Origin of the sequence: Burkholderia sp. AU33545 (genome assembly GCF_020419685.1) — a bacterium.
Lineage (GTDB): Bacteria > Pseudomonadota > Gammaproteobacteria > Burkholderiales > Burkholderiaceae > Burkholderia > Burkholderia diffusa.
Genome location: NZ_JAIZRQ010000006.1, coordinates 485,021 through 511,032, shown reverse-complemented (window position 1 = coordinate 511,032; position 26,012 = coordinate 485,021). Strand labels below are relative to the sequence as shown.

At 69.0% G+C, this 26,012-nt stretch carries 26 protein-coding genes; 10 read left to right on the top strand and 16 right to left on the bottom strand.

From position 1 onward, the window contains the following. Nucleotides 1-26: 26 nt before the first annotated feature. The 16 genes from LGM71_RS22540 to LGM71_RS22465 all read right to left on the bottom strand — a co-directional run bounded on the left by LGM71_RS22540 (nucleotide 27) and on the right by LGM71_RS22465 (nucleotide 17,337). Nucleotides 27-644, bottom strand: coding sequence for a DUF924 family protein (locus tag LGM71_RS22540; protein WP_226116445.1), 618 nt, complete (start codon nucleotides 642-644; stop codon nucleotides 27-29). Next, the gene (locus tag LGM71_RS22535; protein WP_151051550.1) at nucleotides 641-1,372 is read right to left on the bottom strand and encodes an alanyl-tRNA editing protein; all 732 of its coding nucleotides are present in this window, start codon (nucleotides 1,370-1,372) and stop codon (nucleotides 641-643) included. The genes LGM71_RS22540 and LGM71_RS22535 overlap by 4 nt, the downstream gene beginning before the upstream one ends. 103 nt (nucleotides 1,373-1,475) lie before the next feature. Then, nucleotides 1,476-1,886 (bottom strand): group II truncated hemoglobin, encoded by a 411-nt coding sequence (locus LGM71_RS22530; protein WP_059533253.1) that lies wholly within the window; start codon nucleotides 1,884-1,886, stop codon nucleotides 1,476-1,478. Nucleotides 1,887-1,928: 42 nt separating this feature from the next. Beyond that, nucleotides 1,929-4,433, bottom strand: coding sequence for an ABC transporter permease (locus LGM71_RS22525; protein ID WP_226116476.1), 2,505 nt, complete (start codon nucleotides 4,431-4,433; stop codon nucleotides 1,929-1,931). Between the two features lie 107 nt (nucleotides 4,434-4,540). Next, nucleotides 4,541-5,158 (bottom strand): DUF4126 domain-containing protein, encoded by a 618-nt coding sequence (locus LGM71_RS22520; RefSeq protein WP_059600405.1) that lies wholly within the window; start codon nucleotides 5,156-5,158, stop codon nucleotides 4,541-4,543. Nucleotides 5,159-5,381: 223 nt separating this feature from the next. Next, nucleotides 5,382-5,702: a quaternary ammonium compound efflux SMR transporter SugE gene (gene sugE, locus LGM71_RS22515; RefSeq protein WP_059533257.1), complete on the bottom strand. Its 321-nt coding sequence runs from the start codon at nucleotides 5,700-5,702 to the stop codon at nucleotides 5,382-5,384. Between the two features lie 188 nt (nucleotides 5,703-5,890). Further along, nucleotides 5,891-6,175 carry a DUF333 domain-containing protein gene (locus tag LGM71_RS22510; RefSeq protein ID WP_059689393.1) on the bottom strand — a complete coding sequence of 95 codons (285 nt, stop codon included), beginning with the start codon at nucleotides 6,173-6,175 and terminating at the stop codon, nucleotides 5,891-5,893. A 157-nt stretch (nucleotides 6,176-6,332) separates the two neighbouring features. Then, entirely contained in the window at nucleotides 6,333-7,031 is a 699-nt protein-coding gene (gene kdpE / locus LGM71_RS22505) for a two-component system response regulator KdpE (protein ID WP_124626846.1), read from the bottom strand. Then, nucleotides 7,024-9,867, bottom strand: coding sequence for a sensor histidine kinase (locus LGM71_RS22500; RefSeq protein WP_226116444.1), 2,844 nt, complete (start codon nucleotides 9,865-9,867; stop codon nucleotides 7,024-7,026). Before LGM71_RS22500 ends, kdpE begins: the two co-directional genes overlap by 8 nt. Nucleotides 9,868-10,013: 146 nt before the next feature. After that, on the bottom strand, nucleotides 10,014-10,595 hold the full coding sequence (gene kdpC / locus LGM71_RS22495) for a potassium-transporting ATPase subunit KdpC (protein ID WP_059600401.1): 582 nt from the start codon (nucleotides 10,593-10,595) through the stop codon (nucleotides 10,014-10,016). 27 nt (nucleotides 10,596-10,622) lie between these two features. Further along, nucleotides 10,623-12,707 (bottom strand): potassium-transporting ATPase subunit KdpB, encoded by a 2,085-nt coding sequence (gene kdpB / locus LGM71_RS22490; RefSeq protein WP_226116443.1) that lies wholly within the window; start codon nucleotides 12,705-12,707, stop codon nucleotides 10,623-10,625. Nucleotides 12,708-12,761: 54 nt separating this feature from the next. Then, nucleotides 12,762-14,567, bottom strand: coding sequence for a potassium-transporting ATPase subunit KdpA (gene kdpA, locus LGM71_RS22485; protein WP_226116441.1), 1,806 nt, complete (start codon nucleotides 14,565-14,567; stop codon nucleotides 12,762-12,764). Next, on the bottom strand, nucleotides 14,564-14,656 hold the full coding sequence (kdpF, locus tag LGM71_RS22480) for a K(+)-transporting ATPase subunit F (RefSeq protein WP_006752209.1): 93 nt from the start codon (nucleotides 14,654-14,656) through the stop codon (nucleotides 14,564-14,566). The genes kdpA and kdpF overlap by 4 nt, the downstream gene beginning before the upstream one ends. A gap of 306 nt (nucleotides 14,657-14,962) precedes the next feature. Then, the gene (locus LGM71_RS22475; protein WP_124626835.1) at nucleotides 14,963-15,937 is read right to left on the bottom strand and encodes a quinone oxidoreductase family protein; all 975 of its coding nucleotides are present in this window, start codon (nucleotides 15,935-15,937) and stop codon (nucleotides 14,963-14,965) included. A gap of 172 nt (nucleotides 15,938-16,109) precedes the next feature. Next, a complete protein-coding gene (locus LGM71_RS22470; protein ID WP_059533273.1) occupies nucleotides 16,110-16,502 on the bottom strand; it encodes a methylglyoxal synthase in 393 nt (130 codons plus the stop codon). Nucleotides 16,503-16,557: 55 nt separating this feature from the next. Further along, nucleotides 16,558-17,337, bottom strand: coding sequence for an SDR family oxidoreductase (locus LGM71_RS22465; protein ID WP_059600397.1), 780 nt, complete (start codon nucleotides 17,335-17,337; stop codon nucleotides 16,558-16,560). 216 nt (nucleotides 17,338-17,553) lie between these two features. Between LGM71_RS22465 and upp the strand changes: the two genes are divergently transcribed. The 10 genes from upp (at nucleotide 17,554) to LGM71_RS22415 (ending at nucleotide 25,883) form a co-directional block, all read left to right on the top strand. Next, entirely contained in the window at nucleotides 17,554-18,204 is a 651-nt protein-coding gene (gene upp / locus LGM71_RS22460) for a uracil phosphoribosyltransferase (protein ID WP_006478229.1), read from the top strand. A gap of 217 nt (nucleotides 18,205-18,421) precedes the next feature. Then, nucleotides 18,422-19,150 carry a YebC/PmpR family DNA-binding transcriptional regulator gene (locus LGM71_RS22455; RefSeq protein ID WP_044844700.1) on the top strand — a complete coding sequence of 243 codons (729 nt, stop codon included), beginning with the start codon at nucleotides 18,422-18,424 and terminating at the stop codon, nucleotides 19,148-19,150. Between the two features lie 105 nt (nucleotides 19,151-19,255). Next, nucleotides 19,256-20,536, top strand: coding sequence for a phosphoribosylamine--glycine ligase (purD, locus tag LGM71_RS22450; RefSeq protein WP_059600396.1), 1,281 nt, complete (start codon nucleotides 19,256-19,258; stop codon nucleotides 20,534-20,536). A 117-nt stretch (nucleotides 20,537-20,653) separates the two neighbouring features. Next, nucleotides 20,654-21,574 (top strand): oxygen-dependent coproporphyrinogen oxidase, encoded by a 921-nt coding sequence (gene hemF, locus LGM71_RS22445; protein ID WP_174911926.1) that lies wholly within the window; start codon nucleotides 20,654-20,656, stop codon nucleotides 21,572-21,574. Then, a complete protein-coding gene (locus LGM71_RS22440) occupies nucleotides 21,571-22,329 on the top strand; it encodes a nicotinate-nucleotide adenylyltransferase (protein ID WP_413226901.1) in 759 nt (252 codons plus the stop codon). Before hemF ends, LGM71_RS22440 begins: the two co-directional genes overlap by 4 nt. A 4-nt stretch (nucleotides 22,330-22,333) precedes the next feature. After that, nucleotides 22,334-22,774, top strand: a complete 441-nt coding sequence (rsfS, locus tag LGM71_RS22435; protein ID WP_006752218.1) for a ribosome silencing factor — start codon at nucleotides 22,334-22,336, stop codon at nucleotides 22,772-22,774. A 19-nt stretch (nucleotides 22,775-22,793) separates the two neighbouring features. Then, a complete protein-coding gene (gene rlmH / locus LGM71_RS22430) occupies nucleotides 22,794-23,264 on the top strand; it encodes a 23S rRNA (pseudouridine(1915)-N(3))-methyltransferase RlmH (protein ID WP_044844705.1) in 471 nt (156 codons plus the stop codon). 51 nt (nucleotides 23,265-23,315) lie between these two features. Next, nucleotides 23,316-23,948: a Maf family protein gene (locus LGM71_RS22425; protein ID WP_124626829.1), complete on the top strand. Its 633-nt coding sequence runs from the start codon at nucleotides 23,316-23,318 to the stop codon at nucleotides 23,946-23,948. An 8-nt stretch (nucleotides 23,949-23,956) separates the two neighbouring features. After that, nucleotides 23,957-25,426 carry a ribonuclease G gene (gene rng, locus LGM71_RS22420; RefSeq protein WP_059600392.1) on the top strand — a complete coding sequence of 490 codons (1,470 nt, stop codon included), beginning with the start codon at nucleotides 23,957-23,959 and terminating at the stop codon, nucleotides 25,424-25,426. Nucleotides 25,427-25,547: 121 nt separating this feature from the next. Beyond that, entirely contained in the window at nucleotides 25,548-25,883 is a 336-nt protein-coding gene (locus tag LGM71_RS22415) for a YggL family protein (protein ID WP_059600391.1), read from the top strand. The last annotated feature ends 129 nt before the right edge of the window (nucleotides 25,884-26,012 follow it).

Genomic DNA, 26,012 nt, shown 5'->3' with positions numbered 1-26,012 from the left:
TCACGCCCGCCGCCGCCCCCCGCACGTCAGAACGACGAGCCCGGCTCGCGCAGGAATGCCGTCTCCGCATCGGTCGACACACGGCCGAGAATCGCGTTCCGGTGCGGAAAACGACCGAAGCGCTCGACCACGGCCGCATGACGCAACGCGAAGTGGTGATAGCTCTCGCACCCGGCCTCGCCGCGAATGCCCGCGCAAAGGCGCACTGCCTCGCGCTGGCTCTCGTCCGACTCGTCATGTTCGAACGGCAGGTACGCAAAGGCACGGTGATGGCCGCTCGGCAATTGCGCGTCCCACCCTGCCGCCACGACGCGCCGCGCGAGCGCCAGCGCCTTCGAATCGGCGGCGAACGCACGCGGCGTGCCGCGATGAATGTTGCGCGAGAACTGGTCGAGCACCACGATCAGCGCGAGCGCGCCGAGCGGCGTGTCGGCCCATTGATCGTGGGCGCCGTCGCACGCGGCGTCGAGCAAGGCGCCGTAGCGCGTCCGCAGTACCTCGTCGAACGCCGCACCGCCGTTGAACCACACCTTGCGCGCGTGGCCGAACTCGACCGAACCCGGCTCGCCGAACCAGAAATCGAGAATCTCGCGCGCTTGCGGATCGAGCGCCGCGGCACTTTCCGTCAGGTTTTCGACCGTCATGCAAACTCCAGTACGAGGCGCCGTGTCCGCGCGCTCTTCTTTTCAAGTTTGGCGACCCGCAGGTCGCCGATTTCCGACGTATTGCGCACATGCGTGCCGCCGCACGGCTGCAGATCGACGCCTTCGATGCGCAGCAGCCGCACGCGGCCCAGCCCCATCGGCGGCTTCACGCTCATCGTGCGCACGAGGTCGGGCCGCTCGGCCATCTCGGCGTCGGTGATCCATTCGGTGGTGACCGCATGCGCGCCGTGGACCAGCGCCGCGAGACGGCGCTCGACGTCGACGCGGTCGATCGCGTCCGACGTCGCGAAATCGAGCCGCACGTAGTCGGCTGTCACGCTGCAGCCGTCGACCGGGTACGGCAGCACCGCGCACATCAGGTGCGCGGCCGTATGCAGCCGCATGTGCCGGTAGCGGCGCAGCCAGTCGATGTCCGCGACCACGCGCGCGCCGGTGGCGAGCGCCGCGACGCGCGCTTCCTGGCCCTTCGCAGGCACGTGCACGGCATCGTCGGGCGTTGCACCGTCGAACTTCGCCTTGCGCGTGTCGGCGATCGTGATCGTGCTGCCGTCGGGCAGCGTCAGCGTGCCGCTGTCGCCGGCCTGCCCGCCGCCAAGCGGATAGAACACGGTGCGGTCGAGGCGGATGCCGTCATCGTCGACGGCCGCGACGACGGCCTCGCATTGCGTCAGATAGGCATCTTCACGAAACAGTGCGTGGGTCGTCATCGGGCGAGCCTCGTATCGATGGGGAAGCGGTCAGTGTCGCGCCGCACGGGCCAGGCGCCCAGACGCAGATCGTCCGGCGTCCGGACAGCGGCGTACCGGTCGATCAACCGGGCCGGTTGCGCATCCAGTCGGCCGTGTCGTAGAACGAATGCATGAGCCGTTCGCGCAGCGGCTCGGCCAACCCGATGTCCTCCATCGCCCACGCCATACAGCGCAGCCACTGATCGCGCTCGACCGACGCGATCGGGAACGGCAGGTGCCGCGCGCGCAGCCGCGGATGGCCGAACCGGCTGATGTAGTGATCGGGGCCGCCAAGCCAGCCGCACAGGAACCAGAACAGCTTGTCGCGCGAGCCGTCGAGCGACGCCGGATGCAGCGCGCGAATCTCCGCGAACTCGGGCTCGAGGTCCATCAGGTCGTAAAAGCGGTCCACCATTTCGCGCACGCGGGCTTCGCCGCCCACGAGTTCGAACGCCGTCGGTTGCGACGGCGCCTCATCATTCACATCGGTCATACGGATAATCGGAAACGGGATAGTCGGGGCCGCCGGCGACGCTCAGGCGTCGCGCAGCGACTGCAGCGCCGGGCGCCGCAACACATTATGCAGGCTCAGCCAGCCGGCCGCACCGGCGCACGCGACGCCGGCCGCGATGCCGGCCGGCACGAGCCACGGATCGACGGCGAGCCGGAAGTCGAACACGCGCGACGCGAGCACCCAGCCGACCGCGATCGCACCGGCCGACGCCAGCGCGCCGGCCAGCGCGCCGACGACGATGAATTCCGCGCGCTGCACGGCATTGATTTGCGCGCGCGACGCGCCGAGCGCGCGCAGCAGCGCAGCCTCGCGCACGCGCTCGTCGCGCGAGCCGGCGAGCGCCGTGTACAGCACGAGCACACCCGCCGCGAGCGTGAACGCAAACAGGAACTGCACCGCGCCGACCACTTGCAGCATCATCCGCTGCAACTGAGCGAGGATCGGTGCAACGTCGATCGCGGTCAGGTTCGGGTAGCGCGCGATCAGCGGATCGAGCAGCGCAGCCTGCTCGGCCGGCAGGTGGAAGCTCGTCAGGTAGACGGCCGGGAAATCCTTCAGCACGGGCGGCGGCATCAGCACGAAAAAGTTGACGCGGAACGAGCCCCAGTCGAGCTTGCGCACGCTGGTGATCGGCGCATCGACCGTCAGCCCCGTCACGTCGAAGCGCAGCGTGTCGCCCGGCTTCACGTTCAGCGTCTTCGCGAGCCCGGCCTCGATCGAGATCTGCGGGCTGGCCGAGCGGCCAAACCAGTCGCCGGCGACGATCCGGTTGTCCGACGGCAGCTCGGTCGTATACGACAGGTTGAACTCGCGGTCGACGAGCCGGCGCGCCTCGTCCGACGGATACGCGTCCGGGTTCACCGGCTTGCCGTTGATCGCGACGAGCCGGCCGCGCACCATCGGCGCGGGCACCGCGTCGCGTACGCCGTGCGCGGCGAGCCATGCCGCGACGTCGTCGCGCTGGTCGGGCTGGATGTCGATCAGGAACTGGTTCGGCGCATCGGGCGGCGTCGACTGCCGCCAGCCCGCGACGAGGTCGTTGCGCGTGATCGCGATCAGCAGCAGGCACATCAGGCCCAGCGCGAGCGCGGTGATCTGCAGCGCGCTGGCCGTGCCGCGCCGGTGCAGCGACGCGAGCGCATAGCGCCAGCCGACGCCCGCTGCCACGCGCGCATCGCGCACCGCGCGCGCCGCCGCGTACAGCGCGAGCCGCGCGATCAGCGAGAAGCCGACCAAGGCGCCCGCGAACCCGCCCGCGACGATCAGCCCGAGCTTCAGGTTGCCTGCCGCGACGATCAGCAGCCCCGCGAACAGCACGACGCCGAGCGCGTACAGAGCCCAGGCCGTGCGCGACGCGTCGCCCCAGTCGCGCCGCAGCACGCGTACCGGCGGCACGCGGGTGAGCGGTGCAAGCGGCGGCAGCGCGAAGCCGAGCAGCAGCACGAGCGCGGCGCCGATCCCGACGAGCGCGGGCCAAGGCGTGGGCGGCGGCAGCACGACGTCGATCAGGCCGCCGATCGCCGCGAGGAGCGCCCAGTGGCCGGCGTAGCCGAGCACCGCGCCGGCGACGCCCGAGACGATGCCGATGCCGGCGAATTCGAGCGCGAACAGCGCGCCGAGCGTGCGACGGCTCACGCCGAGGCAGCGCATCGTCGCGCAACCGTCCAGATGGCGCCGCATGTAGCGCTGCGCGGCCATCGCGATCGCGACCGCCGCGAGCAGCGCGGTGAGGAGCGCGACGAGGGTCAGGAAATGGCGTGCGCGATCGAGCGTCTGGCGCACCTGCGGCTGGCCTTCCTGCAACGATTCGAGACCGACGCCGCGCAGCTTGCCGCCGTCGACGCGCACGTGCGCGTAGGCCTCGAAGCGCGCGACGGCCGGTGTGTCGCCGGCCACGAGCAGCCGGTACGTGACGCGGCTGCCGTAACCGGTGAGCCCAGTCGCGGCGAGCTCGTCCGCGCGCATCATCAGCCGCGGCGAGAAATTGACGAACGAGAAACCGCGATCGAGTTCGCGGGAGATCGACGCGGCCACCGCGAACGTGCGCAGCCCGACACGCACGGTGTCCCCCGCCTTCAGATGCAATGCGTCGAGCAGCGCGGGATCGGCCCACACGGTACCGGGCGCGGGAATCGCGGTCGCCTTGTGCGCGACGGTCGTGCCGGCCGGCACGATCTCGACCGCGCCGCGCAGCGGATACCCCGGCGAGACGGCCTTCACGGCCGCGAGGCGCGCCGGCGCCGCGTCGCTCGCCTGCCCGCCGGCGGCCGATGCGATCATGCTCGGGAAAATTGCGGTCGTCGCGGTACGCAGCCCGAGTGCGCGCGCCTCGCGGTCGAACGACGGATCGACGGGATGGTCGGCGCGCACGACGAAATCGGCGCCGAGCATCTGGCGCGCGTCGCGCTCGAGCCCCTGGCGCAGCCGGTCGGCGAGGAAGCCGACGCTCGTCAGCGCGGCGACCGCGAGCACCAGCGCGAGCACGAGCAGCGTCAGTTCGCCGGCGCGCCAGTCGCGCGCGGTCATCCGCGCGGCCTGGCGAATCAGATCGTGCCAGCCGAAGCGGCCGGCATGGCCGGGCCGCCCGGCCGGCGACGGGTCAGCGTGCTGCCGCTCGACGGGTGACGGCGCCTTCAATCGCGCTTGCCCCCGATCGAATTGAGCCGCGACACCATGTGGTTCGCCATCCCGCGAAAGCCGCCCGACACGCCGCGCCACAAACGCGGCAGCGCCCAGGCCGACGCCGCGATGAACGCCGCGAGCAGGACGAGGAACGCGAGCGGAACGAAGAACGCGAGTGCGAGGCCGCCGAACACGAGGCCGTCCTCGGTGGACGACGCGACCCAGTTCGAGATCGGCTCGGGAGACAGGTTGATCAGCGCGCGCGTGCCGGCCTTCGCGACGTGGGCGGCACCGGCGAGCGAACCGCCGGCCAGCCCGGCGACCGCGAGCACGGTCGGGTCGGCATGGCCGAGCGCACCGGCGGCCAGCACCGCGCCGGCCGGAATGCGGATGAAGGTGTGCACCGCGTCCCACAGCGAATCGAACGCGGGAATCTTGTCGGCAAGGAATTCGGTGACGGCGAGCACTGCGGCGGCGCCGATGACCCACGGCGACATCAGGACCGCGAGCGTGTCCGGCAGATGGAGCCAGCCGACCCGCGCGAGCACGCCGGCGATCAGCACCGTCAGGTAAAGGCGCAGCCCGCTCGCCCACGCGAGCCCCGCGCCGAGCGAAATGGCTTCGATCATGGCCCTCTCCTTGCACTTTTCCGTGCGCTTTGCCGATTGATCGGATCGAGTCGGTACGACCGGCCGCGCGGCGCGTGGCGACCGGCGCCGCGTGCCGAGAACGGCACGGCGACATTCAGGCCCGAATCCGTTCCATTATAGACAGGCTGGCAGGAGGGCCGCCGCAATTCCGCAGTGCGTCACGGCAGGGCGCGGACGCCGGCCGGCGCCCGGCGCGTCGGCGTCAGGCAGCCGACGACAGCTTCAGGCCGACCAGCCCGAGCACGATCAGCGACGCGCTCGCGACGCGGGCGGCGGTGAGCGCCTCGCCCATCATCACGATCCCGAACACGAACGCGCCAACCGCGCCGATGCCCGTCCACACCGCATACGCGGTGCCGAGCGGCAACTGGCGCATCGCGACCGCGAGCAGCCCGAAGCTGGCGAGCGCCGTCACGATCGTAAACACCGACGGTCCCAGCTTCGTGAAACCCTCGGACGATTTCATGCCGGCCGCCCAGGCCACTTCCAGCAAACCGGCAATCAACAACAATACCCACGCCATCTCGACATACTCCGGATCGGATGGGGCCGTCCCCGTTGAAGCGAATGACCCGGGGTCGTCCCCGGGCGGCGCCGAGTATAACAAGACGCTTACAGGCATGCCGGATGCACCGGCCTCGGGGGCGAACGGGGATGAATGGGGGCAGGCCGGCGCATGGCGCGGCCACGCCCGCCCTGCCGCGCCCGGTCTCAGTTCGACACGCGCTTGGCGCCGCCACCGCCGATGCAGCGGTCGTCGCGGTACAACGCCCATTCGTCGCACACGCGGCCGTCCTTGAACACGCACATGCCGACCTGCCCGCTCGGCAGGTTGCGGATCACGTGGCGGCCGCCGAGCTTTTCGCAATTGACTGACGCCGGATTGGCCAGCGCCTGCTGCGGGGCCGAAGGCTGCTGCCCGGGCGGCAGCGGCTGCGCGAACGCGCCGGGCGCGGCAAGCGCCAGCGCACTGATGACGACGAGACGGACGGACATGGCACGCTCCTCGGTTTCGTTCGCGGAACGATCAGCATAGCGGGGAATCCGTGGCCGGTGTGCGCGGCCGGCGCATGCGGCCGCAATGTCGCGCCGATGCAACTTCACCGGCGTGCGGCCTTGCATTCGGGCCGCATCACGCGGCATGCCGCGGACGTCACGCAGCGCCGACGAGCCGGTAGCCGACGCCCGTTTCGGTAATGATGTGCTCGGGCTGCGCGGGATCGCGCTCGAGCTTCTGGCGCAGATGCGCCATGTAGATCCGCAGATAGTGATGGCTCTCGACGTGCGACGGCCCCCATACGTCGCGCAACAGTTGACGGTGCGTGAGCACGCGCCCCGCATGCCGCACGAGCGTCGCGAGCAGCCGGTATTCGAGCGGCGTCAGGTGCACGATCTCGCCGTCGCGCCACACCTGGCGCAGCGCGAGATCGACGGTCACGCCGCCGAAGCCCACCTTCGGCGATTCGTTCGCACCGCCCTGGTTGCGCCGGCGCAGTTGCGCACGGATCCGCGCGCGCAGCTCGGACACGCCGAACGGCTTGGTCAGATAGTCGTCTGCGCCCGCGTCGAGCGCGGCGACCTTCTCCTCTTCCTGCGTGCGCGCGGACAGCACGATCACCGGCACCTCGGACCAGCCGCGCAGCTCGCGGATCACGTCGAGGCCGTCGGTGTCGGGCAGGCCGAGATCGACGATCACGAGATCGGGCTTGCGGGTCGCCGCGTCGATCAGCCCCTGCTTGCCCGTCTCCGCCTCGAACACGGCGATGTCCTCCTCTTCGAGCGCGGCGCGCACGAAGCGGCGGATCTGTTTCTCGTCCTCGATCAGGACGACGGTCAGGCTCGGTTCACTCATGGTCTGGCAATGGCTCGGAGGGGGACGATGCGCCGGGCACGTCGATTTCGTCGTCGGGTACGGCAGGCACGGCCGGCGGCGTGTCGACCGGCAGCGTGAACCAGAAGCGCGCGCCCGTCACGCGGCCGTCGGGTGCGGTACGGTTGAGCGCGCCGATTTTACCGCCATGCGCCTCGACGATCGCGCGGCAGATCGCGAGGCCGAGCCCGATGCCCGGCGTCGCCGATTCCTTCTCGCCGCGCGTGAACTTGTCGAAGATCCGCGTTTCCATGCCGGCCGGCAGGCCCGGGCCGTGATCGTCGACGTGCACGCGCACGAACGGCTGGCCGTCGTCGGTCACGCGCTCGGCGCCGATGTCGATCGACGTATCGGGCGGCGTGTACTTCGCCGCGTTCTCGAACAGGTTGGTGAACAGCCGCTCCATCAGCACCGCGTCCATCTGCAGGAGCGGCAGGTCGGCCGGCAGCGACACGCGCGCGGGATGCCGCGCGAGCACGCGCTTGCACGCGGCGAGCGCGGCGCCGACGGTTTCCTCGAGCAGCGACCACTGGCGCTTGAGCTGCAGGCTGCCGGCCTGCAGCCGCGCCATGTCGAGCAGGTTCGTGACGATGCCCGTCATCCGCAGCGCCTCGTCGTGGATCGCGTCGACGAGTTCGCCCTCGCGCTGCGCGAAACGTTCGGCTGCCGCCGCGTCGCCGCCCTGCGCGGCCGCGCGCCCGTTCGCGAGCATCGACGAGAAGCCGACGATCGTCGTGAGCGGCGTGCGCAGATCGTGCGAGATCGCCGACAGCAGCGAGTTGCGCAACCGCTCGGATTCCATGTTGACGAGCGCGTCGCGCGCGATCTCGACGTAATGCACGCGCTCGAGCGCGAGCGCGATCTGCGCGGCGAACGCATCGAGCATCCGCAGCTGCTCGGGCACCTCGAGCTCCCCCGGGTCGCGCGACGCGACCGCGAGCACGCCGCGCGTGCGCATCGGCGCCTTCAGCGGCAGGTACAGCGCGGCGGTCGCGGGCAGCGTGTCGGTGCCGCGGCCGGCCGGCTTCTGCTGGTCGTACACCCACTGGCCGACGTCGCTGTCGAGATCGGCGCCCGTCAGCGTGACGGCCGCATCGGGCTCCTCGATCTTCTGCCGCACCTTGTCCGCGCTGTCTGGGAGCAGGAACGCCACGCGCGCGCGGAACACCTCGCCCACGTGGCGGCTGCCGATCTCGACGATCTGCTCGGTCGTCAACGCCGCGCCGAGCTCGCGCGCCATCGCGTAGATCGCGCCGGTGCGGCGCTCGCGGCGCTGCGCGATGCTCGCCTGGCGCGTCAGCGTCGACGTCAGGTGGCTGATCACGAGCGACGTCAGCAGCATCCCGAAGAAGGTCAGCAGGTATTGCGTGTCGCTGACCGAGAACGACATGCGCGGCGGCACGAAGAAGAAATCGAACGCGGCGACCGACAGGAACGACTGCAGCACGCCCGGGCCACGCCCGAGCCGCACGGCCGAGAACACGACGCCGAGCAGATACAGCATCACGAGGTTCGTCAGGTCGAGCCGCTCGGACACGATGCTCGCGACGCCGGTGATCGCCGCGCAGATCGCGGCCGCGTACAGGTAGTGACGCGGCGGCGATCGCCGCATGCCGAATTGCGCGAACGCGTCGCGCCAGTCGCGTGCACGCGCGTCGAGCGGCGCCGCGCGCACTTCGTCGCTCGCCGACGCGCGGATCAGCATCAGGTCGACGTCGCCCGCACGCTCGGCGAGCTTTTCGCCGAATGGCCGCGCGAAGCGGCGCGCGAGCCCGACCTTCGGCGAGCCGCCCGCGACGAGCTTCGACACGTTGCGCACCTTCGCATAGCCGATCAGCGCGGCGACCGCGTCGTCGCCGGCGAGCGTGGCCGTCTCCGCGCCGAGCTCGACCGCGAGCTTCAGCGCGTCGAGCGTGCGCTGCCGCCGCGCGTCGGGCAGCCGCTGCAGGCGCGGCGTCTCCACATAGACGGCGATCCAGTCGGCCTTCAGGCTCGCGGCGAGCCGCGCGGCCGCGCGCACGAGCGTCGGCGCCTCGGGGCCGGGCCCGACGCACACGAGCAGCCGCTCGCGCGCCTGCCAGATGCGCTGAATCGAACGGTCGGCGCGGTATTCGCGCATCTGCGCGTCGACGCGGTCAGCCGTGCGCCGCAGCGCCAGTTCGCGCAGCGCGATCAGGTTGCCCTTGCGGAAGAAATTGCGCACCGCGCGCTCGGCCTGCTGCGCGAGATACACCTTGCCGTCGCGCATCCGCGCGAGCAGTTCCTCGGCCGGCAGGTCGACCAGCGTGACCTCGTCGGCCGCGTCGAACACGCGGTCTGGCACGGTTTCCCACACGCGGATGCCGGTGATCGCGCCGACCACGTCGTTCAGGCTTTCGAGATGCTGGACGTTGACGGTGGTGTACACGTCGATGCCCGCGTCGAGCAGTTCGTAGACGTCCTGCCAGCGCTTCAGGTGACGCGCGCCCTGCACGTTGGAATGCGCGAGTTCATCGACGAGGATCAGTTGCGGCGCACGCGCGAGCGCACCGTCGAGATCGAATTCGGCGAGCGTGCGGCCGCGATAGTCGATGCGCGCGAGCGGCAGCACGTCGAGGCCGTCGAGCAGCGCGGCGGTTTCGCCGCGGCCGTGGGTCTCGACGATGCCGACGACGACGTCGACACCATCCTGCAGCCGCTGGCGCGCGGCCTGCAGCATCGCGTAGGTCTTGCCGACGCCGGCGGACGCACCGAAGAAGATCTTGAGCTGGCCGCGCCGCTGCTTTTCTTCGTCTCGCTGCAGCTTGTCGAGGAGTTGGTCGGGATCGGGGCGGTTCATGCGTCAGGAAGGCGAAGCGCGGGATGGCGAACGAGTACCGTCATTGTTGTTCCAAATCGCCGCAAAAGGCAAAGACGGCGCATGCGCCGTCGGAAAAGTCGTCCGACGCGGATCGGGCCGCGCCGGACGCAGGTTGTCGCATACGCTCAGTGCGCGGCCTGGGCCGCGTCGAGCGCGAGATTCAGCTTCAGCACGTTCACGCGCGGCTCGCCGAGCACGCCGAACTGGCGGCCCGTCGTGTTCGCGGCGACGAGTTGCGCAACCGCATCGGCCGTCAGGTTGCGCGCCTTCGCGACGCGCTCGACCTGGTACGCGGCGGCGGCCGGCGTGATCTCCGGATCGAGGCCGCTCGCCGACGCCGTCACGAGGTCGACGGGCACGGGCTTCGACATGTCGGTGCCCGCGTCGCGCAACGCGGCGATGCGCGCCTTCACCTGGTCGGCGAGCGACGGGTTCAGCGGGCCGAGGTTCGAGCCGCCGGAGCCGGTCGCGTTGTACGGCATCGGCGACGTGGCCGACAGCCGGCCCCAGAAGTACTTCGGCGCATCGAACGGCTGGCCGATCAGCGCGGAGCCGACCGCCTTGCCGTCCTTCTCGATCAGGCTGCCGTTCGCCTGCGACGGGAACACGGCCTGGCCGAACACGGTCATCACGGCCGGGTAGGCGAGACCCGTCACGACGGTCAGTACGACGAAGATCACGACGAGCGGGCGAATCAACGATTTCATGATGGTTCTTCCTTCAGGTACGGCGCATCAGGCCCAGCCGAGCGCGGCGAGCGTCATGTCGATCAGCTTGATGAACGGGAACGGCAGCAGCACGCCGCCGAGGCCGTACACCAGCAGGTTGCGGCGCAGCAGCGACGCGGCGCCGAGCGGACGGTACGTCACGCCCTTCAGCGCCAGCGGGATCAGCGCGACGATGATCAGCGCGTTGAAGATCACCGCCGACAGGATCGCCGACGCCGGGGACGTCAGATGCATGATGTCGAGCACGCGCAGTTGCGGGTACGTCGTCACGAACGCGGCCGGGATGATCGCGAAGTACTTCGCGATGTCGTTCGCGATCGAGAACGTGGTCAGCGAGCCGCGCGTCATCAGCATCTGCTTGCCGATCTCGACGATCTCGATCAGCTTCGTCGGGTTCGAGTCGAGGTCGACCATGTTGCCGGCTTCCTTCGCCGCCTGCGTGCCGGTGTTCATCGCGACCGCCACGTCGGCCTGCGCGAGCGCCGGCGCGTCGTTGGTGCCGTCGCCCGTCATCGCGACGAGGCGCCCCGCCGCCTGGTGCTCGCGGATCGTCGCGAGCTTGGTTTCCGGCGTCGCTTCCGCGAGGAAGTCGTCGACGCCCGCTTCCGCCGCGATCGCCGCGGCGGTGAGCCGGTTGTCGCCCGTCACCATCACGGTCTTGATGCCCATCTTGCGCAGTTCCGCGAAGCGCTCCTTGATGCCGCCCTTCACGATGTCCTTCAGCTCGATCACGCCGAGCACACGCGCCACGCCGTCATGCAGGTCGGCCACGACGAGCGGCGTGCTGCCGCGGCGCGCGACGTCGTCGACCGCGCGGCGCACTTCTTCCGGAAAGCGGCTGCCGTGCGTCTCGACGTAGCGGCGGATCGCATCGGCCGCGCCCTTGCGGATTTCACGACCGGGCAGATCGACACCGCTCATCCGCGTCTGCGCGGAGAAGCCGAGGAACGTCGCATGCAGTTGCGCCATGTCGCGCTGGCGGATGTTGAAGCGTTCCTTCGCGAGCACGACGATGCTGCGGCCCTCCGGCGTTTCGTCGGCGAGCGACGACAGCTGCGCGGCGTCGGCCAGCGCTTCCTCGGTCACGCCCGGCGCGGGCACGAACATCGACGCCTGGCGGTTGCCGAGCGTGATCGTGCCGGTCTTGTCGAGCAGCAGCACGTCGACGTCGCCGGCCGCTTCGACCGCGCGGCCCGACGTCGCGATCACGTTCGCCTGCATCATCCGGCTCATCCCGGCCACGCCGATCGCCGACAGCAGCCCGCCGATCGTCGTCGGGATCAGACACACGAGCAGCGCGACGAGCACGGTGATCGTCACCACGTGGCCGGCCTTCATCGCCTCGACCGAGAACATCGAGAACGGCAGCAGCGTCGCGGTCGCGAGCAGCATCACGATCGTCAGCGCGACGAGCAGGATCGTCAGCGCGACCTCGTTCGGCGTCTTCTTGCGCTTCGCGCCTTCGACCATCGCGATCATCCGGTCGAGGAAAGCCTCGCCGGGGTTCGCGGTGACCTTCACGACGATCCAGTCGGACAGCACGCGCGTGCCGCCCGTCACCGACGAGAAGTCGCCGCCCGATTCGCGGATCACCGGCGCGGATTCGCCGGTGATCGCCGATTCGTCGACCGATGCGACGCCCTCGACGACTTCGCCGTCGGCCGGGATCACGTCGCCGGCCTCGACCAGCACGACGTCGCCGCGACGCAGGTCGGACGCGGTCATGATGCGGATCGGCGACTTCGGATGCGGCTCGTTGAGCTTCTTCGCCATCACGTCCTTCTTCGCGCTGCGCAGCGATGCGGCCTGCGCCTTCGAGCGCCCTTCGGCGAGCGCTTCGGCGAAGTTCGCGAACAGCACCGTGAACCACAGCCACAGCGCGATCGCGAGGATGAAGCCCGCCGGCGCCTCGGCCTGGCCGGCGAGCGCCGCGATCCACAGGATCGTGGTCAGGATGCTGCCGACGTACACGCAGAACATCACCGGGTTGCGGAACTGCGTGCGCGGCGTGAGTTTCTTGAACGAATCCACGATCGCCGGACGCAGCAGCGCCGGATCGAACATGGACCGTGTTGCGGAATGTTGAGTCATTGCGATCTCTTCAATCTCTTCAGTCTTTGCAAGGTGTCGCCATGCGGGCGCGCATCACGCGCCCAGCCACATCATCAGATGCTCGACGCCCGGGCCGAGCGCGAGCGCCGGCACGTAGGTCAGCGCGCCCACCAGCATCACGGTGCCGAGCAGCAGCACGACGAACAGCGGGCCGTGCGTCGGCAGCGTGCCGCTCGTCACCGCGATGCGCTTCTTCGCGGCGAGCGAGCCGGCGATCGCCAGCACCGGCACGATCGTGCCGAAGCGGCCGAACCACATCGCGATCGCGGTCATCCAGTTGTAGAAGGGCGTGCCGACCGTCAGGCCCGCGAACGCGCTGCCGTTGTTGTTCGCGGCCGAGCTGAACGCGTACAGGATTTCCGAGAAGCCGTGCGGGCCCGGGTTCGCGATGCCTGCACGGCCCGCATCGGCGAGCACGGCGATCGACGTGCCGACCAGCACGAGCAGCGGCGTAAGCAGCACGACGATCGACACCATCTTCATCTCGTACGACTCGATCTTCTTGCCGACGTATTCCGGCGTGCGGCCGATCATCAGGCCGGCGACGAACACCGCGAGCAGCGCGAACACGAGCATCCCGTAGAGGCCGGAACCGACACCGCCGTAGATCACCTCGCCGAGCTGCATCAGCAGCATCGGCACGAGACCGCCGAGCGGCGTCAGCGAATCGTGCATCGTATCGACCGCGCCGCACGACGCGGCCGTCGTCGCGACCGTGAAGATGCCGGTCTGCGCGATGCCGAAGCGCGTTTCCTTGCCTTCCATGTTGCCGCCCGGCTGGAGCGCGCTCGTCGACTGGTCGACGTGCAGCGCGGCGAGCGTCGGGTTGCCGGCCTGCTCGGCGCTCACCTCGACGCCGATCGCGATCGCGAACGCGACCGTCATCGCCGCGAGCACCGCGATGCCCTGCCGGCGGTCGCCGATCATCCGGCCGAACACGAGGGCCAGCGCGGCCGGGATGATCAGGATCGAGAAGATCTGCAGGAAGTTCGCGAACGGCGTCGGGTTCTCGTACGGGTGCGCCGAGTTCGCGTTGAAGAAGCCGCCACCGTTGGTGCCGAGCATCTTGATCGCTTCCTGCGACGCGACCGGGCCCATCGCGAGCGTCTGCTTCGTGAGCGGCGTGGGCACCGTCACCGGGTTGCCCTTGTCGTCCTTCACCGGGTTGCCCTGCGCGTCGAGCTTCGGCGCCGCGTAGGTGCTCGCCTGCAGCACCGGCACGTCCTGGTAAGCCTTCATGTTCTGGATCACGCCCTGGCTCATCAGCAGCGCGGCGATGATCATCGACATCGGCACGAGCACGTACATCGTCACGCGCGTGAGGTCAACCCAGAAGTTGCCGATCGTCTGCGCGGTATGACGCGCGAAGCCGCGGATCAGTGCGATCACGACGACGATGCCCGTTGCCGCCGACAGGAAGTTCTGCACGGTCAGGCCGAGCATCTGCGTCAGGTAGCTGACGGTCTGCTCGGGCGTGTAGTCCTGCCAGTTGGTGTTGGTGACGAAGCTGACGGCCGTGTTGAAGGCACCGTCGGCCGTCATCGCGCCGAATTGCTGCGGATTGCCGGGCAGCAAGCCCTGCAGGCGCAGCAGACCGTACAGGAACAGCGCGCCGAGCGCGTTGAACGCGATCGTGGCGATCGCATACTGCCTCCAGTTCATTTCGGTGCCGGCGTCGACGCCGGCGATGCGGTACAGCGCGCGCTCGAACGGCCCGAACACGCGCACGACGCGCGAACTGCCGTCCATCACGCCCGTCAGGTAGCGCGCGACCGGCACGGCCGCCGCGAGCAGCACGACGATGAACAGCAGTATCTGCAACAGGTTGTTCGCGTTCATTCGATGTCCTCCGCGCGCAGCAGCGCAAAGACGAGATACGCGAACAGCAGGGCCGTCGAGGCACCCGCGAGCCAAAGCATCCAGGTCATGCGCGCCCCCCGCGACCGTATTGCACGAGCTTCTCGCAACCGGCAAGCAAACCGAGGATCAGCGCGGTGAACAACACCAGTGCGCCGATGAAAACCCCATCCATTTTTTGTTCTCCGTCGTCGAAATCGGACGACTAGAACCTTATGGGAACGCGCGTAAAGGTCGGGTCAAAGGTCATCGGGCCGGTATAAAAAACGCGTAAACGCGTGCGGTGGCAAACGGCGGCCGGGATGAGGACGGGACGGGCGGCGGCCAGCGCCGCCCGTCAGGATGCGTGCCGGCATGGTGCGGCACGAGGGGAGCTGTCAGGGAACGAGGATCGTCGAGCCGGTCGTCTTGCGCGCTTCGAGATCTTCATGCGCGCGGCCGACTTCCGCGAGCGGATAGCGCTGGTTGATGCTCGTCTTCACCTTGCCCGACAGGATCACGTCGAACAGCTCGGCGGCCGCGGATTCGAGATCCGCACGCTTCGCGATGTACGAGAACAGCGTCGGCCGCGTGAAGAACAGCGAGCCGCGCGACGAGAACTCCTTCGAGTCGATCGGCGGCAGCGGGCCCGACGCATTGCCGAAGCTGACGAAAAGCCCGAGCGGCGCGAGGCAGTCGAGCGAGCCGATGTAGGTGTCCTTGCCGATCGAGTCGTAGACGACCGGCACGCCCGCGCCGTTCGTGATCTCCTTCACGCGCTGCGTGAAGTTCTCGCGCGTATAGACGATCGGATGATCGCAGCCGTGCGCCTTTGCGAGCGCGGCCTTCTCGTCGGAGCCGACCGTCCCGATCACGGTCGCGCCGAGCGCCTTCGCCCACTGGCACACGAGCAGGCCGACACCGCCGGCCGCGGCGTGGATCAGGATCGTGTCACCGGCCTTCACCGGGTACGTGCGGCGCAGCAGGTAGTGCGCGGTCAGTCCCTGCAGCATCACCGATGCCGCGTCGTCGTAGCTGATCCCGTCGGGCAGCTTCACGAGCCGCTCGGCCGGCATCACGCGCTCCTGCGCGTACGCGCCCGGCGGCTGCCCGACGTAGGCGACGCGGTCGCCCGCCTTGAGCGCGGTCACGCCGTCGCCGACGGCCGTCACCTCGCCCGCCGCCTCCATCCCGAGGCCACCGGGCAGCGGCTGCGGATAGAGGCCAGTGCGGAAATACACGTCGATGTAGTTGAGCCCGACCGCATGCTGCCGGATGCGGACTTCGCCCGCCTTCGGTTCGCCGACCTCGACATCGACCCACTTCATCACGTCCGGGCCGCCCGGCTGGTCGTATCGGATTGCTTTCGGCATCGTTTCGCTCCTCGTTTCTGAATCGGTCAGGGGAAATTCGGGTCGCCGACGCCAGCCGGTGCCGATCGGTACAGGACCGGCGGCGGTGCGCGTCGCGACGCCCGATTCTCGCGCGTCACCGCCGGGCGTGCATGGCCCTGCCGCCAGCAAGGGCAATCAGGCTGGCGGGCGCCTAGCAGACGTCCTGCATGTTCCGCGCCAGGTCGTCGAGCAGCATCCGCGCGGTCGCCACGTTCGTCGCGACCGGCACGTCGTGCACGTCGCACGCGCGCACCAGCGCGGTGATGTCCGGATCGTGCGGCTGCGCGGTCATCGGGTCACGCAGGAACACGACGATGTCGACGCGGCCTTCGGCCAGTTCCGCACCGATCTGCAGGTCGCCGCCGAGCGGCCCCGACAGCTTGCGCTCGACCTCGAGCCCGTGCGCGGCGGCGATGCGGCCGCCCGTCGTGCCCGTTCCGACCAGCCTGCATTGCGCGAGCGTCTCGCGGTACTGGCCCGCGAGCGCGACGATCTCGTCCTTCTTCGCGTCGTGTGCGATCAATGCGATGCGGGGTTTGCTCATCTCCGTTTCCTTCGTGGGTCGATTGTTGTCGTATGCGTGAATGGCGGTGCGCGCGTCAGAACGTACCCGGATACGCGCCGCCGTCGAGCAGCCAGTTCTGCCCGGTGATGTAGCCGGCGTGGACGCTGCAGAGGAACGCGCACGCCGCGCCGAATTCGGCACGCGTGCCGAGGCGCCCGGCCGGGATTTCCTTCGCGCGCCGCGCGCGCATCTCGTCGACCGTCACGCCCTGCGCCTTCGCCGACGCGGCGAGCGTCGTCGCGATCCGGTCGGTGTCGAACAGCCCGGGCAGCAGATTGTTTATCGTCACGCCCTGCCCCGCGACCTTGCGCGACAGCCCCGCGACGAAGCCGGTCAGTCCCGAGCGCGCGCCGTTCGACAGCGCGAGCACGTCGATCGGCGCCTTCACGGCCGAACTCGTGATGTTGACGATCCGGCCGAAACCGCGCCCGATCATCCCGTCCACGGTCGCGCGGATCAGTTCGATCGGCGTCAGCATGTTCGACTCCAGCGCGCGGATCCAGTCGTCGTGCGAGAAATCACGGAAGTCGCCGGGCGGCGGCCCACCGGCATTCGTCACGAGAATGTCCGGCTGCGGGCAGGCGGCGAGCGCGGCCGCGCGGCCGTCGGGCGTCGTAATGTCGCAGGCGACGGCGGTGACCGACACGTTCGACCCGGCGCGGATCTCCTCCGCGGTTTCCTCCAGCGTGTCGCGCGTGCGCGCGACGATCACGAGATTCACGCCCTCGGCGGCCAACGCTTCCGCGCAGCCGCGCCCGAGCCCCTTGCTCGCCGCGCACACGAGCGCGGTCTTTCCTGCGATGCCGAGATCCATCGTCGATTCCCTTATGGCGACGCGCGCCGGCGCAGCCGCCCGCATCGCCGGACAGGCGAGCGGTCGGAAACGGGCGAACACGGCGCGCGGATTGTCGTGAGACGTCGATAATATCCGGATCACGTGGCGCGCCTTGGTAAAATTGCGGCCATAAGCGGCGGCCGGCCTCGCGCCATCGCCGCCCCCGATCCCCTTTTGCCGCCAAGGCACCCCGTCATGAAACAGGACAGCCGTTTCCCGAATCTCTTCATCACTGATCACCCGCTGATCCAGCACAAGCTGACCCACATGCGCGACAAGGACACGTCGACGCGCACGTTCCGCGAACTGCTGCGCGAGATCACGCTGCTGATGGGCTACGAGATCACCCGTAACCTCCCGATCACGACCAAGCGGGTCGAAACCCCGCTCGTGGCGGTCGACGCGCCGGTGATCGCGGGCAAGAAGCTCGCGATCGTGCCCGTGCTGCGCGCCGGCATCGGGATGTCGGACGGCCTGCTCGACCTGGTGCCGTCCGCGCGCGTCGGCCACATCGGCGTGTACCGCGCCGAGGATCACCGCCCGGTCGAATACCTGGTGCGCCTGCCCGATCTCGAGGATCGCATCTTCATCCTGTGCGACCCGATGGTCGCGACCGGCTATTCGGCCGTGCACGCGGTCGACGTGCTCAAGCGCCGCAACGTGCCGGCCGCGAACATCATGTTCGTCGCACTGGTCGCCGCGCCCGAGGGCGTGCAGGTGTTCCAGGACGCGCACCCGGACGTGAAGCTGTTCGTCGCATCGCTCGACTCGCACCTGAACGAGCACGCGTACATCGTGCCGGGCCTGGGCGACGCGGGCGACCGCCTGTTCGGCACCAAGAACTGACGCACGGCGGCGCCGGGGCGCGCGGCACGGCGCTCCGAGCGGCCCTCCCGGCCGTTCGGCCATGCACGGCGGCCCCGAAGCGACGGTCGCCGCGTGATAAAATCACGTTCCACTCGACACGCGCGGCCCCGCGGCATCATGCCCGCCCAGACGGCCGCCGATTCAACGACACATTGGCACAATCGCCCGCGCAGCGCGCCCGGGCACGGAGAAAGGTATGGCTGGTCATTCGAAATGGGCCAACATCAAGCATAAGAAGGCAGCGGCCGACGCGAAGCGCGGCAAGATCTGGACCCGCCTGATCAAGGAAATCCAGGTCGCGGCCCGCCTCGGCGGCGGCGACGCCAGCTCGAACCCGCGTCTGCGTCTCGCGGTCGACAAGGCAGCCGACGCGAACATGCCGAAAGACAACGTCAAGCGCGCGATCGACCGCGGCGTCGGCGGCGCGGACGGCGCGAACTACGAAGAAATCCGTTACGAAGGCTACGGCATCAGCGGCGCGGCGATCATCGTCGACACGCTGACCGACAACCGCACCCGCACGGTCGCGGAAGTCCGTCACGCATTCTCGAAGTTCGGCGGCAACATGGGCACCGACGGTTCGGTCGCGTTCATGTTCGATCACGTCGGCCAGTTCCTGTTCGCGCCCGGCACGTCGGAAGACGCGCTGATGGAAGCGGCGCTCGAAGCCGGCGCGGACGACGTCAGCACGAACGACGACGGCTCGATCGAAGTGCTGTGCGACTGGCAGGCCTTCTCGGCGGTGAAGGACGCGCTCGAAGCCGCGGGCTTCAAGGCCGAACTCGCCGAAGTGACGATGAAGCCGCAGAACGAAGTCGAATTCACCGGCGACGATGCGGCGAAGATGCAGAAGCTCCTGGACGCGCTCGAAAACCTCGACGACGTGCAGGAGGTGTATACGAACGCCGTCATCGTCGAGGAATGAGATGCCGGCCGCCGTGCGCATCGTCGCGGCGGCGGCCCGACCGATTTCGCGGCCGGCGCGCCTGAGCGTGCCGGCCGCCCTGTTTTCTAGTCTGCGGGGAATCCCATGAAACTACTCGTCGTCGGTTCCGGCGGCCGCGAACATGCGCTGGCGTGGAAGCTCGCGCAGTCGCCGCGTGTCCAGATGGTCTACGTCGCGCCCGGCAATGGCGGCACGGCGCAGGACGAGCGTCTGAAGAACGTCGACATCACGGCGCTCGACGAACTCGCCGATTTCGCGGAACGCGAAGGCGTCGCGTTCACGCTCGTCGGGCCGGAAGCGCCGCTCGCGGCGGGCATCGTCAACCTGTTCCGCGCACGCGGCCTGAAGGTCTTCGGCCCGACCCGCGAAGCCGCACAGCTCGAAAGCTCGAAGGATTTCGCGAAGGCGTTCATGAAGCGCCACGGCATCCCCACCGCCGAGTACGAAACGTTCTCCGACGTGGCTGCCGCACACGCGTACATCGACGCGAAGGGTGCGCCGATCGTCGTGAAGGCCGACGGCCTCGCGGCCGGCAAGGGCGTCGTCGTCGCGATGACGCTGGAAGAAGCACACGAAGCTGTCGACATGATGCTGTCGGGCAACAAGCTCGGCGACGCCGGCGCGCGCGTCGTGATCGAGGAATTCCTCGACGGCGAGGAAGCGAGCTTCATCGTGATGGTCGACGGCAAACACGCGCTGGCGCTGGCCTCGAGCCAGGACCACAAGCGCCTGCTCGACGAGGACCGCGGCCCGAACACGGGCGGCATGGGCGCCTACTCGCCCGCGCCGATCGTCACGCCTCAGATGCACGCACGCGTGATGCGCGAAATCATCATGCCGACGGTGCGCGGGATGGAGAAGGACGGCATCCGCTTCACGGGCTTCCTGTATGCGGGCCTGATGATCGACAAGGAAGGTAATCCGCGCACGCTCGAGTTCAACTGCCGGATGGGCGACCCCGAGACGCAGCCGATCATGGCGCGCCTGAAGAGCGATTTCTCGAAGGTCGTCGAACAGGCGATCGCGGGCACGCTCGACACGGTCGAGCTCGACTGGGACCGCCGCACCGCGCTCGGCGTCGTGCTGGCCGCGCACGGTTATCCGGACGCGCCGCGCAAGGGCGACCGCATCAACGGGATCCCGGCCGAGACCGAACAGGCCGTGACGTTCCATGCGGGCACGACGCTCGCCGAAGGCGACAAGCTCGTCACGTCGGGCGGCCGCGTGCTGTGCGTGGTCGGTCTCGCCGATTCGGTGCGCGAAGCCCAGCAGCATGCGTACGACACGATCAATCAGATCAATTTCGAAGGCATGCAGTACCGCCGCGACATCGGCTTCCGCGCGCTGAACCGCAAGAGCGCGTGACGCCCTGACCGCCGCCTGCCGTCACAAGCGGCGGCCTCCTCTGCCGGGGTTCGATAGAATGCCCGGCAGATGCCTTTTTTACGGCCCCCGCTTCGCGCGGAGGCACCCAGTTCAGACATGACCGATTCGACCTACGACGTGGCGCGCGTGCGCACGTACCTCCAGGGCCTGCAGACACGCATCGCCGACGCGCTCGGCGCGCTCGACGGCACGCCGCTCGCGACCGATGCGTGGCAGCGCGGGCCGGAAGAGCGCCTGCGCGGCGGCGGCTGCACGCGGATTCTCGAAGGCGGCCGCGTGTTCGAGCGCGCGGGGATCGGTTTTTCCGACGTCGCGGGCGACGCGCTGCCGCCGTCGGCGAGCGCCGCGCGCCCGCAGCTGGCCGGCCGCGGCTTCGAGGCGCTCGGCGTGTCGCTCGTGCTGCACCCGCGCAACCCGTACTGCCCGACGGTGCACATGAACGTGCGGATGCTGATCGCGACGAAGCCCGGCGAGGCGCCGATCTTCTGGTTCGGCGGCGGGATGGATCTGACGCCGGTTTATCCGTTCGAGGACGACGCGCGGCATTTCCACCAGACCTGCAAGGACGCGCTCGACCCGTTCGGTGCCGAGCTCTATCCGCGTTTCAAGACGTGGTGCGACGAGTATTTCTTCCTGAAGCACCGCAACGAGACGCGCGGCATCGGCGGGATCTTCTTCGACGACTTCTCCGAACCCGGATTCGAACGCTCGTTCGAGATGATGCAGCGCGTCGGCGACGCGTTCCTGAACGCGTACCTGCCGATCGTCGAACGCCGGGTCGCGCTGCCGTACGGCGAGCGTGAACGCGACTTCCAGGCTTACCGGCGCGGCCGCTACGTGGAATTCAACCTCGTGTTCGACCGCGGCACGCTGTTCGGCCTGCAAAGCGGTGGCCGGACCGAATCGATCCTGATGTCGATGCCGCCGGTCGCGAACTGGCGCTACAACTGGCAGCCCGAGCCGGGCTCGCCCGAAGCGCGCCTGAGCGAGTTCCTCGTGCCGCGCGACTGGGTCTGAGCCCGCCGCGCCCCGCCGCCCCAAGAACAGGACACGTTTTTCTGGACACCACCGCCCGCCCCGCCCCGCAGCCGCGCCCGCCGTTACGTCGCATCGGCCTGCTGGGCGGCACGTTCGATCCGATCCACGACGGCCACCTCGCGCTCGCGCGCCGGTTCGCCGACGTGCTCGGCCTGACCGACCTCGTGCTGCTGCCCGCCGGGCAGCCTTACCAGAAGCGCGACGTGTCGGCCGCCGAGCATCGGCTCGCGATGACGCGCGCCGCTGCCGGCTCGCTGTCCCTGCCCGGCGTGACGATCACCGTCGCGACCGACGAGATCGAGCACGCAGGGCCGACCTATACGGTCGAGACGCTCGCGCGCTGGCGCGAACGGATCGGCCCCGACGCTTCGCTGTCGCTACTGATCGGCGCCGACCAGCTGGTGCGGCTCGACACGTGGCGCGACTGGCGCAAGCTGTTCGACTACGCGCACGTGTGCGCGTCGACGCGCCCGGGCTTCGACCTCGGCACGGCGCCACCGGCCGTCGCACGGGAGATCGCGCGGCGGCAGGCCGGCGCCGATGTGCTGAAAGCGACACCGGCCGGCCACCTGCTGATCGACACGACACTGGCGTTCGATATCGCCGCAACCGACATCCGTGCGCACCTGCGCGAATGCATCGCGCGTCATGCGCAGATGCCCGACGCGTCGGCCGAACATGTACCGGCCGCCGTCTGGGCCTATATTCTTCAACATCGTCTCTACCATTCCTGATTCCATGGATATCCGCAAACTGCAGCGCGTGATCGTCGACGCTCTCGAAGACATCAAGGCGCAAGACATCAAGGTGTTCAACACCAGCCACCTGACCGAACTGTTCGACCGCGTGATCGTCGCGTCGGGCACGTCGAACCGCCAGACCAAGGCGCTCGCGTCGAGCGTGCGCGACAAGGTCAAGGAAGCCGGCGGCGACATCGTCAGCTCCGAGGGCGAGGACACGGGCGAATGGGTGCTGGTCGACTGCGGCGACGCCGTCGTGCACATCCTGCAACCGGCGCTGCGCCAGTACTACAACCTCGAGGAAATCTGGGGCGACAAGCCCGTGCGGATGAAGCTCGGCGGCGGCAAGGACGGTTTCGCGACGGCCAGCGAAGGCGAGGACGACGAGGAAGAGGCGCCCGCACGCCCGGCGCGCAAGACGGCGGCCCGCCGCCGCTGAGCCGCAGCGAGTCGTCCCGATGAAGCTATTCATCCTCGCGGTCGGCCACAAGATGCCCGGTTGGATCGCGTCCGGCTTCGACGAATACACGAAGCGCATGCCGCCCGAGCTGCGCATCGAGCTGCGCGAGATCAAGCCCGAACTGCGTTCGGGCGGCCGCAGCGCGGAAAGCGTGATGGCGGCCGAGCGGCAGAAGATCGAGGCCGCGCTGCCGAAGGGCGCGCGCATCGTCGCGCTCGACGAGCGCGGCCGCGACTGGACCACCATGCAGCTCGCGCAGGCGCTGCCCGGCTGGCAGCAGGACGGCCGTGACGTCGCATTCGTGATCGGCGGCGCCGACGGGCTCGATCCGGAACTCAAGGCGCGCGCCGACCTGCTACTGCGCATTTCGAGCATGACGCTGCCGCACGGTATGGTGCGCGTGCTGCTTGCCGAACAGCTTTACCGGGCGTGGAGCATCACGCAGAATCACCCCTATCACCGCGCATGACGCGTCGTCTTCTGGACGCGCGACGCGCGCGCACAACGAGATAACGACATCATGCCGTCCAGCACGCCCCCCGCCCTTTTCCCGATTCTCTACCTCGCTTCGCAAAGCCCGCGCCGCCAGGAGCTGCTGCTGCAGATCGGCGTGCGCTTCGAATTGCTGCTGCCGCGCCCCGACGAGGACGCCGAGGCGCTCGAAGCCGAATTGCCCGGCGAAGCCGCCGATGCGTACGTCCGGCGCGTGACCGTCGCGAAGGCCGAGGCCGCACGTGCGCGCCTCGTCGCGAGCGGCAAGCCGGCCGCGCCGGTGCTGGTTGCGGACACCACCGTGACGATCGACGGCGCGATCCTCGGCAAGCCGGCCGATGCCGCCGACGCGCTCGCGATGCTGACCCGCCTGGCGGGCCGCGAACACGAGGTGCTCACCGCGGTCGCGGTGATCGGCGCCGACGGCGAACTGCTGCCGCCCGCGCTGTCGCGCTCGTCGGTGCGCTTCGCGGCCACGCCGCGCGACGCGTTCGAACGTTACGTCGACAGCCGTGAACCGTTCGGCAAGGCCGGCGCCTACGCGATCCAGGGGCGTGCGGCCGAATTCATCGAGCGAATCGAGGGCTCCCATTCGGGTATCATGGGTCTGCCCCTCTTTGAGACTGCGGCACTGCTGCGCGCCGCGCGCGTCGACTTCTGAATCCCACCATGAACGAAGAAATCCTGATCAACCTCACGCCGCAGGAAACGCGGGTCGCACTCGTGCAGCAAGGCGCGGTGCAGGAGCTTCACGTCGAGCGCACGCTGTCGCGCGGGCGGGTCGGCAACATCTACCTCGGCAAGGTCGTGCGCGTGCTGCCCGGCATGCAGTCGGCGTTCATCGACATCGGCCTCGAGCGCGCGGCGTTCCTGCACGTCGCCGACATCTGGCATCCGCGCCTCGCGGGCGAGCCGCAGTCGGGCGCGCCGCACCAGCCGATCGAGAAGACCGTCTTCGAGGGCCAGACGCTGATGGTCCAGGTGATCAAGGATCCGATCGGCACGAAGGGCGCGCGACTGTCGACGCAGGTCAGCATCGCGGGTCGCACGCTTGTGTACCTGCCGCAGGAGCCGCACATCGGCATCTCGCAGAAGATCGAGAGCGAGGCCGAGCGCGAGGCCGTGCGCGCACGGCTGACCGCCGTGATCCCGCCGGACGAGAAAGGCGGCTACATCGTGCGCACGATCGCCGAGGATGCGACTTCCGACGAACTGGCGGGCGACGTCACGTATCTGCGCAAGACCTGGGCGACGATCGTCGCGCAAGCGCAGCGGCTGCCGGCGACGAGCCTGCTGTACCAGGATCTCGATCTCGCGCAGCGCGTGTTGCGCGATTTCGCGAACGACGACACGACGCGCATCCAGGTCGATTCGCGCGAGACCTACCAGCGCCTCGCGGAATTCGCGGGCGAGTTCACGCCGGCGGTGAGCCCGAAGCTGCATCACTACACCGGCGAGCGGCCGCTGTTCGACCTGTACAACATCGAGACGGAGATCCAGCGCGCACTGTCGCGCCGCGTCGACCTCAAGTCGGGCGGCTACCTGATGATCGACCAGACCGAGGCGATGACGACGATCGACGTGAACACCGGCGGCTACGTCGGTGCGCGCAACTTCGACGACACGATCTTCAAGACCAACCTCGAGGCCGCGCATACGATCGCGCGGCAGCTGCGTCTGCGCAACCTCGGCGGGATCATCATCATCGACTTCATCGACATGGAGAACGCCGAGCATCGCGACGCGGTGCTGTCCGAGCTGAAGAAGGCGCTGTCGCGCGATCGCACGCGCGTGACGGTCAACAGCTTCTCGCAGCTCGGGCTCGTCGAGATGACGCGCAAGCGCACGCGCGAATCGCTCGCGCACGTGCTGTGCGAGCCGTGCCCGACCTGCCAGGGCAAGGGCCAGGTGAAGACGTCGCGCACCGTGTGCTACGACATCCTGCGCGAGATCCTGCGCGAGTCACGCCAGTTCAACCCGCGCGAATTCCGCGTGATCGCCGCGCAGCAGGTGATCGATTTGTTCCTCGACGAGGAGTCGCAGCATCTCGCGATGCTGATCGACTTCATCGGCAAGCCGGTATCGCTGCAGGTCGAGTCGAACCTGAGCCAGGAGCAGTACGATATCGTGCTGATGTGACGTTCCGTCTGCCCGCCGCCGGCTACGCCGCGCGGCGATCCAACGCGGCGCCGGCCGCTCGCGCATGTCATATCCGCGCCCGCCGCCGCTGCCTTTTTCCTCTTCCCGTTCATCACACACCATGAGCCAACGCCACAACCGCCGCCAGCGCAAGAAACTCCACATCGCCGAATTCCAGGAGCTCGCGTTCAACGCGACCGCGCAATACAGCAAAGAGTTGTCCGACCTCGAACGCGGCCAGCTGATCGATTCGTTCATCGATTTCGTCGAAGCGAACGGGCTGCTGACCGTCGCGTCCGCCGACGAAGGGATCGGCGCATACGTGATCTCCGGCGCACCGCGCGGCACGACGACCGATGCCGATCGCGAAAACGTCCGTGCATGGCTGGCCGCACGGCCCGAGCTGACCGACGTCAAGGTCAGCGAATTCACCGATGCGTGGTATCCGGACGCCTGACTTTCCGGTTTCTGCCTGCATCGGGCAGCGCCCGCGCCGGCCCGCCATGACGGCGGGCCAGGCCGGCGCCTGGATGTCCCGCCTTCTCTTCCGCCTCCGTTACCCGTCTCCCGACACCCGCGCAACCGG

Coding starts and splice junctions, on each gene's coding strand:
- LGM71_RS22540 (WP_226116445.1), bottom strand. CDS start 644: ATGACGGTCGAAAACCTGACGGAAAGTGCCGCGGCGCTCGATCCGCAA.
- kdpE (WP_124626846.1), bottom strand. CDS start 7,031: ATGAGTGAACCGAGCCTGACCGTCGTCCTGATCGAGGACGAGAAACAG.
- LGM71_RS22535 (WP_151051550.1), bottom strand. CDS start 1,372: ATGACGACCCACGCACTGTTTCGTGAAGATGCCTATCTGACGCAATGC.
- LGM71_RS22470 (WP_059533273.1), bottom strand. CDS start 16,502: ATGAGCAAACCCCGCATCGCATTGATCGCACACGACGCGAAGAAGGAC.
- LGM71_RS22465 (WP_059600397.1), bottom strand. CDS start 17,337: ATGGATCTCGGCATCGCAGGAAAGACCGCGCTCGTGTGCGCGGCGAGC.
- sugE (WP_059533257.1), bottom strand. CDS start 5,702: ATGGCGTGGGTATTGTTGTTGATTGCCGGTTTGCTGGAAGTGGCCTGG.
- LGM71_RS22455 (WP_044844700.1), top strand. CDS start 18,422: ATGGCTGGTCATTCGAAATGGGCCAACATCAAGCATAAGAAGGCAGCG.
- kdpA (WP_226116441.1), bottom strand. CDS start 14,567: ATGAACGCGAACAACCTGTTGCAGATACTGCTGTTCATCGTCGTGCTG.
- LGM71_RS22510 (WP_059689393.1), bottom strand. CDS start 6,175: ATGTCCGTCCGTCTCGTCGTCATCAGTGCGCTGGCGCTTGCCGCGCCC.
- upp (WP_006478229.1), top strand. CDS start 17,554: ATGAAACAGGACAGCCGTTTCCCGAATCTCTTCATCACTGATCACCCG.
- hemF (WP_174911926.1), top strand. CDS start 20,654: ATGACCGATTCGACCTACGACGTGGCGCGCGTGCGCACGTACCTCCAG.
- LGM71_RS22500 (WP_226116444.1), bottom strand. CDS start 9,867: ATGAACCGCCCCGATCCCGACCAACTCCTCGACAAGCTGCAGCGAGAC.
- LGM71_RS22415 (WP_059600391.1), top strand. CDS start 25,548: ATGAGCCAACGCCACAACCGCCGCCAGCGCAAGAAACTCCACATCGCC.
- rlmH (WP_044844705.1), top strand. CDS start 22,794: ATGAAGCTATTCATCCTCGCGGTCGGCCACAAGATGCCCGGTTGGATC.
- LGM71_RS22520 (WP_059600405.1), bottom strand. CDS start 5,158: ATGATCGAAGCCATTTCGCTCGGCGCGGGGCTCGCGTGGGCGAGCGGG.
- purD (WP_059600396.1), top strand. CDS start 19,256: ATGAAACTACTCGTCGTCGGTTCCGGCGGCCGCGAACATGCGCTGGCG.
- kdpB (WP_226116443.1), bottom strand. CDS start 12,707: ATGACTCAACATTCCGCAACACGGTCCATGTTCGATCCGGCGCTGCTG.
- LGM71_RS22475 (WP_124626835.1), bottom strand. CDS start 15,937: ATGCCGAAAGCAATCCGATACGACCAGCCGGGCGGCCCGGACGTGATG.
- kdpF (WP_006752209.1), bottom strand. CDS start 14,656: ATGACCTGGATGCTTTGGCTCGCGGGTGCCTCGACGGCCCTGCTGTTC.
- rng (WP_059600392.1), top strand. CDS start 23,957: ATGAACGAAGAAATCCTGATCAACCTCACGCCGCAGGAAACGCGGGTC.
- kdpC (WP_059600401.1), bottom strand. CDS start 10,595: ATGAAATCGTTGATTCGCCCGCTCGTCGTGATCTTCGTCGTACTGACC.
- LGM71_RS22525 (WP_226116476.1), bottom strand. CDS start 4,433: ATGACCGCGCGCGACTGGCGCGCCGGCGAACTGACGCTGCTCGTGCTC.
- LGM71_RS22425 (WP_124626829.1), top strand. CDS start 23,316: ATGCCGTCCAGCACGCCCCCCGCCCTTTTCCCGATTCTCTACCTCGCT.
- LGM71_RS22530 (WP_059533253.1), bottom strand. CDS start 1,886: ATGACCGATGTGAATGATGAGGCGCCGTCGCAACCGACGGCGTTCGAA.
- rsfS (WP_006752218.1), top strand. CDS start 22,334: ATGGATATCCGCAAACTGCAGCGCGTGATCGTCGACGCTCTCGAAGAC.